The organism is Humibacillus xanthopallidus, from assembly GCF_006716675.1.
In the GTDB taxonomy this organism is placed as follows: Bacteria; Actinomycetota; Actinomycetes; order Actinomycetales; family Dermatophilaceae; genus Humibacillus; species Humibacillus xanthopallidus_B.
The window spans coordinates 590,107-603,246 of the sequence record NZ_VFPM01000003.1 but is presented as its reverse complement, the minus strand read 5'-3'; the positions used below and the strand labels follow the sequence as shown (position 1 = coordinate 603,246).

The window sequence follows — 13,140 nt, the reverse complement described above, 5'->3', positions numbered from 1 at the left end:
GGTCGCGAGGTCCGCGCTGCCGTGGCCGCCCGGACGTAGCCTCGGGGAATGGACGGGCCGCGACGGCGCCTCGCCACGGTGCTGCTCGGCTGCTGCCTCGCCGCAGACGTGGTCGCGGTGTCGTGGGCAGGAGCCGAGGCCGAGGGTCGAGGACCGACCCCGACGACAGTCACCCCGGCGTATGCCGCGTCGACCGGTTCGACGCCCCCCGCGCCCTCGGCTCGGGCCACCTCGACAGCCGGTGCCCAGGCGACCGGCCCGTCGACGCCCCAGCCGCCTGCGCCGGCGAGCCCGCGCGACCGGATCACGCTCGCCTTCGCCGGCGACGTCCATTTCGAGCGTCAGGTGCGCGCGCTGCTCGACCGGCCCGAGCCGCTGACGACCGCGGTGCGTGACACGGTGGCGCGGGCCGACTTCGCGATGGTCAACCTCGAGACCGCGCTCGGCGCCGGTGGAGCGCCGCTGCCGGGGAAGGACTTCACCTTCCGCGCTCCGGTCACCACCCTCGCCACCCTGGCCGGGGCCGGCGTCGACGCCGTGAGCATGGCCAACAACCACGCCGCCGACTTCGGCGACGCCGTGTTCGCCCAGACGCTCGCCGCCCGCCGCGACGGGCCCATCCCCGTCGTCGGGGTCGGGCGTGACGAGGCGGAGGCCTTCACGCCGCTGCGGATCGACGTCCACGGGGTGTCGGTCGCCGTGCTCGCCTCCTCGCAGATCCGCGACGTCACCTCGCGAGAGCACGCCGCAGGGCCGGGCTCGCCCGGAATCGCCACGAACCTCGACCCGGGGCCGCTGCGCCGTGCCGTGCGCGCGGCCGCGGCGACGAGCGACGTGGTCGTCGTCATGCTGCACTGGGGACCCCAGTACACGAGCTGTGCCGACGACGGGCAGCGCGAGACCGCCCGGCTGCTCGCTGCTGACGGCGCGGACGTCATCGTCGGCGGACACGCCCACCGGCCCCAGGGGGCGGGATGGTCGGGCCGGGCCTACGTGGCCTACGGCCTCGGCAACTTCGTCTGGTACAACAACGACGGTCCGGCCGCCGACACCGGCGTGCTGACCGTCACGATCGACGCCGCTGCAGCGCACAGCCGGCCCCGCACGCGGTCGGTCGTCAGCAGCGGCACGTGGTCGCCGATGCTCATCGGGTCCGACGGCGTGCCGCGAGCCGCCGCCGCGGGTGCGACTCGCGACCGGCTCCTCGCGGGCTGGGACGCCGCCACACGCTGCGCCGGGCTGACTGCACGACCCGGCTGAGCGGCATACCGCGGCGGTCACGGGAGGGCAGGGCCCGCGGCCGTGGGTGTTGTCAGTGGTCGGACGTACGGTTGACGCATGCGTCCCACGACTGACCTGCAGCGCACGGTGGCCCCTTTCGAGGTCATCTCGGAATACACCCCGAGCGGCGACCAGCCGACCGCCATCGCCGAGCTCGCCCAGCGGGTCCGGGCCGGGGTCCAGGACACCGTGCTGCTCGGCGCCACCGGCACCGGCAAGTCGGCCACCACGGCCTGGCTCATCGAGCAGGTGCAGCGGCCCACCCTCGTCATGGCGCCCAACAAGACGCTGGCCGCCCAGCTCGCCAACGAGTTCCGAGAGCTGCTGCCCAACAACGCCGTCGAGTACTTCGTCAGCTACTACGACTACTACCAGCCCGAGGCCTACATCCCTCAGACCGACACCTACATCGAGAAGGACAGCTCGGTCAACGACGAGGTCGAGCGGCTGCGTCACTCGGCCACCAACTCGCTGCTCACGAGGCGTGACGTCATCGTCGTGGCCTCGGTGTCGTGCATCTACGGTCTCGGCACGCCGCAGGAGTACGTCGACCGGATGGCCCGGCTGCGCGTCGGCCTCGAGATCGAGCGCGACCAGCTGTTGCGACGTTTCGTCGAGATGCAGTACACCCGCAACGACCTCGCCTTCACGCGCGGCACCTTCCGCGTGCGCGGCGACACGGTCGAGATCATCCCGGTCTACGAGGAGCTCGCGATCCGCATCGAGTTCTTCGGCGACGAGATCGAGCGCATCTACACCCTGCACCCGGTGACCGGCGAGGTCGTCAACGAGGAGCAGGAGATGTACGTCTTCCCCGCGTCGCACTACGTCGCCGGCCCCGAGCGGATGGACCGCGCGATCCGCGGCATCGAGCTCGAGCTCGAGGACCAGCTCGCGCTCTTCGAGAAGCAGGGCAAGCTCCTCGAGGCCCAGCGGCTGCGCATGCGCACGACCTACGACCTCGAGATGATGCGCCAGGTCGGCTTCTGCAACGGCATCGAGAACTACAGCCGCCACATCGACGGCCGGACGGCGGGCTCGGCCCCCAACTGCCTCCTCGACTACTTCCCCGAGGACTTCCTGCTCGTCCTCGACGAGTCGCACCAGACCGTGCCCCAGATCGGCGCGATGTACGAAGGCGACATGTCGCGCAAGCGGATGCTCGTCGAGCACGGCTTCCGGCTCCCGAGCGCCATGGACAACCGGCCCCTGAAGTGGGAGGAGTTCCTCGAGCGCATCGGGCAGACGATCTACCTCTCCGCGACCCCGGGCGACTACGAGCTCGCGAAGTCGGCCGCGGGCGGGCCACCCGTCGAGCAGATCATCCGCCCGACCGGGCTCGTCGACCCCGAGGTCGTCCTCAAGCCCACGAAGGGCCAGATCGACGACCTCATGCACGAGATCCAGGAGCGCACCAAGCGCAACGAGCGCGTCCTCGTCACGACCCTGACGAAGAAGATGGCCGAGGACCTCACCGACTACCTCCTCGACAAGGGCATCCGCGTCCGCTACCTCCACAGCGACATCGACACCCTGCGCCGGGTCGAGCTGCTCCGCGAGCTGCGCACCGGCGTCTACGACGTCCTCGTCGGCATCAACCTGCTTCGCGAAGGCCTCGACCTGCCCGAGGTCTCGCTCGTGTCGATCCTCGACGCCGACAAGGAGGGCTTCCTCCGCTCGGCCCGCAGCCTCATCCAGACGATCGGCCGCGCCGCCCGAAACGTGTCGGGCCAGGTGCACATGTACGCCGACAAGATGACCCCCTCGATGGAGCAGGCGCTCGACGAGACCAACCGGCGCCGAGAGAAGCAGATCGCCTACAACACCGAGCACGGCATCGACCCCACCCCGCTGCGCAAGAAGATCGCCGACATCACCGACCTGCTCGAGCGCGAGGACGCCGACACGCAGGAGCTCATCGGCTCCGGCCGCATGCAGTCGCGCGGCAAGAGCGGAGGGGGCCGCGGCGCCATGGCAGCAGACGTCGGGGTCTCGGCCGGCGGCCGCACGGACCGGCCCGCCGACATGGCGGCGTCAGAGCTCGCGGGCCTCATCCAGGAGCTGACGACGCAGATGCACCAGGCAGCGGCCGAGCTGCACTTCGAGCTCGCTGCGCGGCTGCGCGACGAGATCGGAGACCTCAAGAAGGAGCTGCGGCAGATGAGTGCGGCGACGCGATGACGGCGCGATGATGGAGCGATGACACGCACGGCGACGGCAGAGCCCGTCGGGGGTCTCGTGGGCGTGACCAGGGTCACGCGACCAGCCCCTGGTCCCGATTTGAGTGGCCGAGACCCCGGTGAGAGGATCAGGCGTTCACGGAGGGGAGTATCCCTACTGCGACGCGCTCGTCATCACGGATCGGTCTTCACCGCCGCTCCCGGGCCCGTCGGTCCACCACGAGGTGGGCGGGAGAGACCTCCGGTCATTCGTTTGGTGACCGGAAGGTTGTGCCCATGAACGTGCCCACCTGGGGCTGGATCCTGACGATCGGTCTGATGGCGGTCTTCCTCGCCGTCGACGTCTTCGTCATCGCTCGTCGGCCTCACGTCCCGTCGATGCGCGAGGCCGGACGCCACCTCGCCTTCTTCGTGGCCTGTGCCATCCTCTTCGGCCTCTTCGTGTGGTGGGAGTGGGGCGGTCAGTATGCCGGCGAGTTCTACGCCGGGTGGCTCACCGAGTACTCCCTGTCGGTCGACAACCTCTTCGTCTTCCTGCTCATCATGAGCAGCTTCAAGGTGCCGGCGAAGCTCCAGCAGTCAGCGCTCATGGTCGGCATCATCATCGCGATCGTGCTGCGCGGCGTCTTCATCGCGCTCGGTGCGGTCGTCATCAACGCCTACGCCTGGGTGTTCTACCTCTTCGGCGCCTTCCTCATCTACACGGCCGTCAAGCTGGCCCGGGGCGGCGAGACCGACGACGACGAGTACCACGAGAACCGCTTCCTCCTCTGGGTCGAGAAGCGCTTCCCGGCCACGAAGGAGTGGCACGGCACGCACCTGACGATCGTCGAGAACGGCAAGCGCCTCATCACCCCGATGCTCATCGTGATCCTCGCCCTCGGCACGACCGACCTGCTCTTCGCCCTCGACTCCATCCCGGCGATCTACGGGTTGACGAAGGAGCCCTACCTCGTCCTGACGGCGAACATCTTCGCCCTCATGGGTCTGCGGCAGCTCTACTTCCTCATCGGTGGCCTGCTCAAGCGCCTCGTCTACCTCAGCATCGGCCTGGCGGTGCTGCTCGGATTCATCGGCGTCAAGCTCTTCCTGCACGCGCTGCACGAGAACAACCTGCCGTTCATCAACGGCGGCCAGCCCTTCGACGTGCCCGACATCCCCATCCTCGTGTCCCTGGGCGCGATCGTGCTCATCCTCGGGGTCACGACCGTCGCGAGCCTGCTCAAGACCCGCAGCGACAACAAGAAGGACGCTGCTGCGGGCATCACCCGCGACTCCGATGGCAACGTCGTCGAGACGAGCGACACCAGCGCGACGAGCGCGTTGGAGGAGTCGCCGGTGCCCGAGGTGGCCGCCGAGCACACCCCCAAGGGCTGACCGACCCTTCGACGCCGCTCGTCACGCCTCGTCGACGGTCACCGCGTCGCCGACGCTGATCGTGCCGGAGCCGAGGAGGCGCAACACCGCCCCACCTCGGTCGTGCAGGGCGCGAGCGGCGCCCGGGCCGAGCGTGTCGTCGAGCAGTCGGCAGGGGGCTGCGACGCGCACGACCTCGAGCTCGACGTCACCGATGGTGACCCGGGTGCCGGGCTTCGTCGGCACCCACCCGCCCGACACCGTGATGTTGCGGCGGGTCAGCCCGGGGTCGACGGGGCGCCCGAGCTCGTCGGCCGCGGCCTAGAGCGCCTCGATCGCCTGGATCGTGACGTGCCGGTGCCTGCTGCCGTGGTAGCGGTCCCCGACGAGCCCCGCTCCCGCCTCAGCGACGACCTGCGGGACCGACCGGGTCGGCAGGCGCCGGCCGGGGGCCGTGTGGATCGAGAGCACGGTTTCCTTCACCGTCACAACCTAACGACGTGCCGTTGCCGGTCCTCGGGGCGGGAGGCACCTGACCCACTCAGCGCACGCGGTGGGAGACGAGCCAGCCGACGAGGGCGGGCAGTCCCATGGCGCCCAGCACGGCGACATACGCGGCCGGCACACCCGACCCGGCGGCGGCGAAGACGATCGCCGACAGCGCGAGGGCGGTCGCCGCCCCCGCCGAGTCACCGATCTGCAGGGCCGAGCTGACGAAGCCCTGCTCGGTGGCGCCGGCGCGGCCGAGCGCCTGCGCCGTGACCCGTGGGTAGAGGGTTCCGATACCGAAGCCGAGCAGCGGGAACAGCCCGATGACGACCCAGGCGGGGGCGGCCAGCGCAACCGAGGTCGCGAGGGCGGCCAAGGTCACGGTCATCAGCCCGAGCGAGGCGGAGGCGGTGCGGCCGATCTCGAAGCGGGTGTCCCACGCCCCCTGCACCCACGACCCGACGAACCACGAGACGCCGGTCAGGGTGAGCGCCACGCCGGCGACGCTCGGGGAGAAGCCGTCGCGGTCGGTGAGCAGCCGCGGCAGGTAGACCTCGGCCCCCGTGAAGGCGGCGAAGGCGAGGGCGCGCAGGAGCACGTCGGTCGGCAGGCCTCGCCCCGCGAGCAGCGTGCGCCGAGGGAGCAGCGGCAGCAGGGCCGCCACGACGACTGCGAGCGCTCCTGCAGCGAGCACCACGGTGACGCCGACGGGGAGGGCCTCGAGGCGCTCCGCGACGAGGTTGAGCACGAGCACCGCGATGGCGAGCACGGTCGAGGCCCCGAGGGCCCGCCACCGCCACGGCACGGCGACGACCTCCTGACCGAGCCCGCGCACGATCCGGGCGAGCAGCAGGGCCGCGCCGAGCAGCACGACGATCGCGAGCCCGAAGACCCACCGCCAGCCGATCGTCTGGGCGATGATGCCCGCGACGAACGGCCCGGCGATGGAGGGCACGACCCAGGCGGCCGAGAAGCCGGCGAGGATCGCCGTGTGCAGCCGCGGCGGGTAGAGCCGGGTGACGAGCACGTAGAGGGCGGTGCTCGTCATTCCGGCGCCGAGGCCCTGCACGATGCGCGCCCCGACGAGCACGGGCATCGTCGGTGCGAGCCCGGCGCCGACGAGGCCGACGGCGAAGAGGACGAGGCCGAGCACGAGCGGCGGTCGGGGGCCGCGGCGGTCCGCGAGGTTGCCCGACCAGACGATGCTGACGATGCCGGCCGCGAGCGTCGCCGTGAAGGCCATCGCGTAGAGCGACTCACCGTGCAGGTCGCGCGCGATCGTCGGCATCACCGTCGTCAGGGCGAGCGCCTCGAACGCGTGCAGCGACACGAGGGCGAGCGCACCGATCGTCGTGGCGCGCAGTGCGGGTGAGAGCAGGCCGCCCTCCCGGGTGCCGGCGTCCGGCGTCCGGTCGCCCCCGGACCGGTCGTGCGCGAGCTCGTCCCCCACCGCGGTCTGCACCTCGGGGGCGGAGACATCGCTTCCCGGGGCGGCGCTGGGAGTCGTCATGCCCACAGGCTAGGACTTCAGGTGCACTTGACCTCAAACGCTTTCCGCGGCGACTCGGTCCGCGGCCGATCGGCGAGGGGCGATCAGCCCGGGGCGATCGTCGGGTCGGGGGCCGTCGGCCCGGTCGGCCCGGTCGGCCCGGCACCGCCCGGCACGCCGGCGGCACCGCGCTGCGCGCCGAGCACGATGACGCTCGCGGTCACGACGAGCGCCATGCCCGCGACCTGCGCCGCGTCGAGCACCTGGCTGAGGACGACGAAGCCGGCGAGCGCGGCGACCGCGGGCTCGAGGCTCAGCAGCACGCCGAAGACGCGCTGCGCGAGGTGACGCAGCGCGACGAGCTCGAGGGAGTAGGGCAGCACCGACGACAGCACGGCGATGCCGAGCCCGAGCGCGACGTCCTGCCACGTCCAGCGGTCGACCGTCGTCAGGCCGAACGGCGCCACGAGCACGGTCGACACGACGAGTGCGAGGGCGAGCCCGTCGAGCCCCGCGAAGGCTCGTCCCGTGCGCTGGCTCAGCACGATGTATGCCGCCCACATCGCCCCGGCGATCGCGGCGAACGCGATGCCGACCTTGTCGAACCGGTCCCAGGCGCTGTCGAAGGCACCGGACACGAGCGCCACCCCGAGCCCCGCGGCAAGCACCGCGACGAGGTCGCGCGGGCGCCGCGAGAGGACGGCCGCCAGCGTGAGGGGCCCGAGGAACTCGATCGTCACGGCGACGCCGATGGGCAGGTGGGCGAGCGAGGCGTAGAAGCTGGTGTTCATCGCGGCGAGGGCCAGACCGAAGAGCCCGACGGTCACCCAGTCGGAGCGGGAGCGTCCGCGCCACGACGGGCGCGCGGCGGCATACAGGATGAGCGTGGCGAAGAGCAGGCGCAGCAGCACCGAGCCGGTGGTGCCGATGCGCGGCACGAGCGTCGCGGCGAAGGCGCCACCGAACTGCACCGAGACGACGCCGACGAGGACGAGCAGCGGCGCGGTGCGGTGGTCGACCCTCACGGGTGGGGCAGTCGGCCAGCCGCGACGAGCGTCGCGACGCGCTCGGGCGGGAGGTCCTCCTCGACGAGCACGCCGCCGGTCTCGGAGGCGTGGACCATGCGACCCGGGCGCACGACGATGCCGACGTGGTGGATGCGCCGACCGGGCCGTGCGAAGAAGTAGAGGTCACCGGACCGGACGGCGTCGAGCGCGACCGGCTCGGCCACCTCGGCCTGGGCATAGGCGTCGCGCGCGACGACGTGACCGAGCTGGCGCCACGTGTGCAGCACGAGTCCGGAGCAGTCGAAGCCGAGGGGGGAGATGCCGCACCAGAGGTAGCGCAGCCCGAGGTGGCGCCGGGCGAGGACGACGGCCGGGTGGTCGCCCTCGTCGCGCTCCCCGGTGTCGCCGAGGAGGTCCGAGAGGTCGGCGGGTCGAGCGGGCGGTTCGGCCGGCTCCTGCTCGGCCGCGGGGGTCAGGTGCGCTGAGGGCACCCAGCCCGGGTAGCCGCGCTCGTCCTTGGGCGAACGCTGCCACGGTGCGACGACGTGGGCCCACCGCCCGGACGCGTCCGACCCGACGACGACGACCGGCTCACCGGCGAGCAGCTGCGACTCGACGCGGCCGTGGAGGCCGAGCCGGCCGTCCCCGGACTCGTCGTCGGTGTCGTGCTCGTCGAGGGCTGCGAGCCAGGCCACGGCGTCGGGGCGGTCGAGGGTGATGGGGGCGTCGACCGGGCGGGGGCTGTCGGGTCGCACCCACAGGGTCGTCACGGCGACGCCCACGGTGTGGGTCGCGGCTGGGGGACGGTCGCCCTCGGGCAGGTCGGTGCTGGCAACGCTCACGCGAGCATCCTCGCACTCCGGTGCAACCCGAGGACGACGCCCCCGGTGCGCCCCCGGTGTGCCTCCGGTGTGTCTCCGGTGTGTCTCGGGGGCAGTGCTGCTGGACCTGTGACCAACTGATCGAGAGCAATCTCTGGCCGGGGGAGCGGTGCACCAGATACCGTCGAAGCATGGACGAGCGAATCACCGTCGAAGGATTCGATCCCCCGAAGAACAGACGTCACGGACCCGACGGCGACCTGGTCGACGTGCAGGGGTGGATCCACGCCCCCGTCGACTGGGAGGGCGGACCTCGCCTCGAGCGGGCCTGGCGGGAGAAACACGGACGGTCGCGCCTCGGCGTCGGCCTCGCGGTCGCGAACAACCCGCGCCGGCACATCCTGCTCACCAACGTGAGCCACGACGTCGACTACCTCCGCACGGAGCTCGAGACGCTCATCGCCGAGGTCCTGGCCGCGGGCGACGACCACGAGCACGAGCCGACCACCTGATCGACCCCGTCCTGCGATCGAGAGAGCACTCCGTCCGCCCCCGCGGGGCCGACGGAGTGCTCTGTCGGTTGGGCTGGCCCTCGGCGGATTGCTCCCATCGATCGCGGTGAAACCGCGGTCCCGCTGGCACGTGGGCTCCTAGGGTGTGCGCATGAGCAGGGCCACGATCGTGACGGTCGACGACGACCCCATGGTGTCGGCGGCGATCGCTCGCGACCTCCGGAGCCGCTACGGCGGCGACTACCGCATCGTCCGGGCGTCCTCGGGCGCCGAGGCCGTCGAGGTGATGCGCCGGCTGCTGCTCCGCGACGAGCCGATCGCCCTCGTGTGCGCAGACCAGCGGATGCCCGGGATGTCGGGCATCGAGCTGCTCGCCCACGTCCGTGAGCAGGTGCCCGACGCCAAGCTCCTGCTGCTGACGGCCTATGCCGACACCGATGTCGCCATCACCGCGATCAACGAGATCGGCCTCGACCACTACCTGCTCAAGCCCTGGGACCCCCCTGAGGAGCGGCTCTACCCCGTCGTCGACGATCTGCTCGGCGACTGGCGTCGCGCCCACCCGGAGCACACCTCCGACGTGAGGGTCGTCGGCCACCGCTGGTCCGAGCGCAGCCACGACCTCAAGACGTTCCTCGCGCGCAACCACGTGCCCTACCGCTGGTTCGACGTCGAGCGCGACGAGGAGGCCGCTCGTCTGCTCGGCCTCGCCGACGCGACGACCGCCGACCTGCCGCTCGTCCTCGTGCCGGACGGCGAGACCCTGCGGGCACCGACGATCCTCGAGCTCGCCGCTGCCCTCGGGCTGCGGACCACGGCCGAGCGCGAGCTCTACGACGTGTGCATCGTCGGTGGCGGTCCGGCGGGCCTCGCCGCCGCGGTGTATGCCGCGTCGGAGGGTCTGAGCACCGTCGTCGTCGAGCAGTCGGCCCCCGGCGGTCAGGCCGGCCAGAGCGCCTCGATCGAGAACTACCTCGGCTTCCCTCGGGGGCTCTCGGGCGCGGATCTCGCCGGTCGTGCGCTCGCCCAGGCGCGGCGCTTCGGAGCCGAGCTCGTGCTGGCCCGCGACGTCGTCGCCCTCGAGGCACGAGGTCCCGTGCGGGCCGTGCGCTTCGACGGGGGCGACATCGAGGCCCGGGCGGTCATCGTCGCGACGGGGGTCTCCTACCGGACCCTCGAGGCGGAGGGACTGCCCGAGCTCATCGGGCGCGGCGTCTACTACGGTGCCAACGCCAGCGAGGCGTCGCAGTGCCAGGACGACGAGGTCTACGTCGTCGGTGCGGCCAACTCGGCGGGCCAGGCAGCGCTCAACCTCGCACGGTTCGCCGCCCGGGTGCACCTCGTCGTGCGCGGGGCCGGCATCGAGGAGACGATGTCGGAGTACCTCGTCGAGCGCATCCTCGCGTCGGAGACGATCGAGGTGCACCTGCGCTCCGAGGTCGTGGCAGCAGCCGGGGACGGCCATCTCGAACGCCTCACGTTGGCCGACCGTGACACGGGCGAGCGGGTGGAGGTGGAGGCGAGCTGGCTCTTCATCTTCATCGGGGCCTCGCCACGCACCGACTGGCTCGGAGACGAGATCGTCAGGGACGACAAGGGTTTCATCGTCACGGGCAACGACCTCAAGGTGATGGAGGCGGCGGACCCCAGCCGCGCGGGCGCGGCGGTTCCGGCTGGGGCGGCCGGTGGGGCTGCCGTCCGGGCGCCCTTCGCCCTCGAGACGAGCCTGCCGGGCGTCTTCGCCGCCGGCGACGTGCGGCTCGACTCGATGAAGCGGGTGGCGTCCGCCGTCGGTGAAGGGGCCATGTCGGTCTACTTCGTCCACCGCTACCTGGCGACGATCTGATGCGGGCCGACGACCTGCGGAGCCTGCCGATCTTCGCCGGTCTCGACGACGACCAGCTCGGGTCGCTGCTCGCCGCCGGTGCCGAGGTCGAGATCCAGCCGGGCGAGGAGCTCTTCCGTGAGGGCGAGCACGCCGACCACTGGTGGGTCCTCGTCGACGGGGTCCTCGAGCTCGTGCGCCACATCGGCCGCGAGGACGTCGTCGTCGGCCGCATGGACGAGCCGGGCCGGTGGGCCGGCGGCTTCCGGGCCTGGGACGAGCACGGTGTCTACCTCGCCACGGCGCGCGGCGTCGAGCGCGGACGGCTGCTGCGCGTCCCCGCCGACAGGCTGCGGGAGCTGACGCACGCGTGGCTGCCGATGGCCGGGCACCTCGTCGCCGGCCTCTACGGCACGGCCCGGTCGATCGAGTCCACGGCCCGACAGCGCGGAGCGCTCGTCACCCTGGGCACCCTCGCCGCGGGACTCGCGCACGAGATCAACAACCCGGCCGCCGCGGCCGCGCGCGCCGCCGACGACCTCACGTCGGTGAGCGGGCGGCTGCTCACGTCCCTCGGCAGCATGGCCGGTCTGGGCATGACTCCCGAGCAGTTCAGCAGCCTCGACCGGCTCCGTCAGGAGGTGGACGCGCCGACCACCCTCCAGGACCCCCTCGAGGCCGCCGACCGCGAGGAGGAGCTGGCCGACTGGCTCCTCGAGCACGGGGTCGAGCAGCCGTGGGACGTCGCCGCCGACCTCGCGGCTGCCGGGGTGGGCCGCGACTGGTGCGACCGAGCCGCGGCCGAGCTGGGCCCCGACGTGCTCGGGCCTTCCCTGCGGTGGGTGGCGAGCACGATCCGCGCGACGACCCTCCTGTCCGAGGTGAGGGAGTCGACCCGGCGCGTGTCGGAGCTCGTCGCGGCGATCAAGTCGTACTCGCAGATGGACCGCGGGTCGCTGCAGAGCGTGGACGTGCGCCAGGGCATCGAGAGCACGCTCGTCATCCTGGCTCCCAAGCTGCGCGGTGGCGTCGTCGTCGAGCGAGACCTCGCCGACATCCCATCCATCGCGGCCTACGAGGGTGAGCTCAACCAGGTGTGGACCAACCTCATCGACAACGCCGTCGACGCGATGGACGGGGCCGGCACCCTGCGCGTGTCCACCCGACAGGACGGGGACGCCGTCGTGATCGAGGTCGCCGACACGGGCGAGGGCATGCCGCCCGAGGTGGTCGAGCGCGCGTTCGAGGCGTTCTACACGACGAAGCCGGTCGGCAAGGGCACCGGTCTCGGCCTCGACATCGCCCGGCGGATCGTCGTCGACCGCCACGGCGGCACCATCGAGGTGGACTCCGAACCGGGTCGTACGGTGCTGCGCGTCCGTTTGCCGGTCCGGCGGAGCTGAGCCCCCGGCACCCCGGACGGCGCCCGGACGACGCCCGGGCGACGCCCGGGCGGTATGCATTCGGTCGGCTACCAGCCGCGTGCGCGCCACTCCTGCAGGTGCGGTCGCTCGACGCCGAGGGTGCTGTCGTCGCCGTGGCCGGGATAGAACCACGTGTCGTCGTCGTAGACGTCGAAGACGCGGGTCGTCACGTCCTCGATGAGGGAGTCGAAGCTCTGGCCCGGCTGCTTCGTGTTGCCGATGCCTCCGGGGAAGAGGCTGTCGCCCGTGAAGAGGTGGGTGCGTCCGTCGGGGTCGTCGGCGTCGCGGTAGGCGAGGGCGATCGAGCCCGGAGTGTGTCCCCGCAGGTGCACGACGTCCAGGGTGACGTCGCCGAAGCCCACCGTGTCGCCCTGCCGCACGGTCTCGTCCACGGGCACGGGCAGCGCAGCCGCGTCGTCGGCGCCCGCGATGGTGCGCGCCCCGGTGGCCGCCACGACGTCCGCGAGGGCGCGCACGTGGTCCCAGTGCTGGTGCGTCGTCACGACCGCGTCGAGGCCCTCGCCACCGGTGCGCACGAGGGCGAGCAGGGTGGGGGCGTCGTCGGCAGCGTCGATGAGCAGCTGGCGTCCGGTCGTGCGGCACGTCAGCAGGTAGGCGTTGTTCGACATCTCCGACACCGCGAGCTTGCGGATCGTCAGCCGGGGCAGCTCACGCACGTCGGCGGGGCCGCCCGGCTTCACCGCACCGGTGTAGCCGTCGCCGGCGGTGTCCGGGGTCGATCCGTGGTGGGTCATG

General features: G+C 72.0%; 11 protein-coding genes and 1 pseudogene. 6 read left to right on the top strand and 6 right to left on the bottom strand.

Annotated features, from left to right (window positions below; translation table 11 throughout):
* The first annotated feature begins 48 nt into the window (after positions 1–48).
* The 3 genes from FBY41_RS17865 to FBY41_RS17855 all read left to right on the top strand — a co-directional run bounded on the left by FBY41_RS17865 (position 49) and on the right by FBY41_RS17855 (position 4,838).
* Entirely contained in the window at positions 49–1,260 is a 1,212-nt protein-coding gene (locus FBY41_RS17865; RefSeq protein ID WP_141845609.1) for a CapA family protein, read from the top strand.
* 78 nt (positions 1,261–1,338) lie between these two features.
* A complete protein-coding gene (uvrB, locus tag FBY41_RS17860) occupies positions 1,339–3,462 on the top strand; it encodes an excinuclease ABC subunit UvrB (protein ID WP_141845608.1) in 2,124 nt (707 codons plus the stop codon).
* Positions 3,463–3,737: 275 nt separating this feature from the next.
* Positions 3,738–4,838, top strand: coding sequence for a TerC family protein (locus FBY41_RS17855; RefSeq protein ID WP_141845607.1), 1,101 nt, complete (start codon positions 3,738–3,740; stop codon positions 4,836–4,838).
* 21 nt (positions 4,839–4,859) lie between these two features.
* Here FBY41_RS17855 and FBY41_RS24040 read toward each other — a convergent pair.
* The 5 genes and pseudogenes from FBY41_RS24040 to FBY41_RS17835 all read right to left on the bottom strand — a co-directional run.
* Positions 4,860–5,120: pseudogene (locus FBY41_RS24040) on the bottom strand (MOSC domain-containing protein); the annotation flags it as partial.
* An 18-nt stretch (positions 5,121–5,138) separates the two neighbouring features.
* Complete coding sequence (locus FBY41_RS24035; protein ID WP_260439876.1) at positions 5,139–5,300, bottom strand: hypothetical protein; 162 nt, start codon at positions 5,298–5,300, stop codon at positions 5,139–5,141.
* A gap of 58 nt (positions 5,301–5,358) precedes the next feature.
* Positions 5,359–6,816, bottom strand: a complete 1,458-nt coding sequence (locus tag FBY41_RS17845; RefSeq protein ID WP_141845606.1) for an MFS transporter — start codon at positions 6,814–6,816, stop codon at positions 5,359–5,361.
* Between the two features lie 83 nt (positions 6,817–6,899).
* Positions 6,900–7,820, bottom strand: a complete 921-nt coding sequence (locus tag FBY41_RS17840; RefSeq protein WP_141845605.1) for an EamA family transporter — start codon at positions 7,818–7,820, stop codon at positions 6,900–6,902.
* Complete coding sequence (locus FBY41_RS17835; protein WP_221629337.1) at positions 7,817–8,644, bottom strand: C40 family peptidase; 828 nt, start codon at positions 8,642–8,644, stop codon at positions 7,817–7,819. Before FBY41_RS17835 ends, FBY41_RS17840 begins: the two co-directional genes overlap by 4 nt.
* 170 nt (positions 8,645–8,814) lie before the next feature.
* On the opposite strand from FBY41_RS17835, the gene FBY41_RS17830 reads away from it, so the two are divergent.
* The 3 genes from FBY41_RS17830 (at position 8,815) to FBY41_RS17820 (ending at position 12,363) form a co-directional block, all read left to right on the top strand.
* Entirely contained in the window at positions 8,815–9,135 is a 321-nt protein-coding gene (locus FBY41_RS17830; protein WP_141845604.1) for a hypothetical protein, read from the top strand.
* Between the two features lie 151 nt (positions 9,136–9,286).
* Complete coding sequence (locus tag FBY41_RS17825) at positions 9,287–10,981, top strand: FAD-dependent oxidoreductase (RefSeq protein WP_141845603.1); 1,695 nt, start codon at positions 9,287–9,289, stop codon at positions 10,979–10,981.
* Positions 10,981–12,363 carry a sensor histidine kinase gene (locus tag FBY41_RS17820; protein ID WP_141845602.1) on the top strand — a complete coding sequence of 461 codons (1,383 nt, stop codon included), beginning with the start codon at positions 10,981–10,983 and terminating at the stop codon, positions 12,361–12,363. Before FBY41_RS17825 ends, FBY41_RS17820 begins: the two co-directional genes overlap by 1 nt.
* Positions 12,364–12,431: 68 nt before the next feature.
* Here FBY41_RS17820 and FBY41_RS17815 read toward each other — a convergent pair whose 3' ends face one another.
* Positions 12,432–13,139 carry an MBL fold metallo-hydrolase gene (locus tag FBY41_RS17815; RefSeq protein ID WP_141845601.1) on the bottom strand — a complete coding sequence of 236 codons (708 nt, stop codon included), beginning with the start codon at positions 13,137–13,139 and terminating at the stop codon, positions 12,432–12,434.
* Position 13,140: the final 1 nt, after the last annotated feature.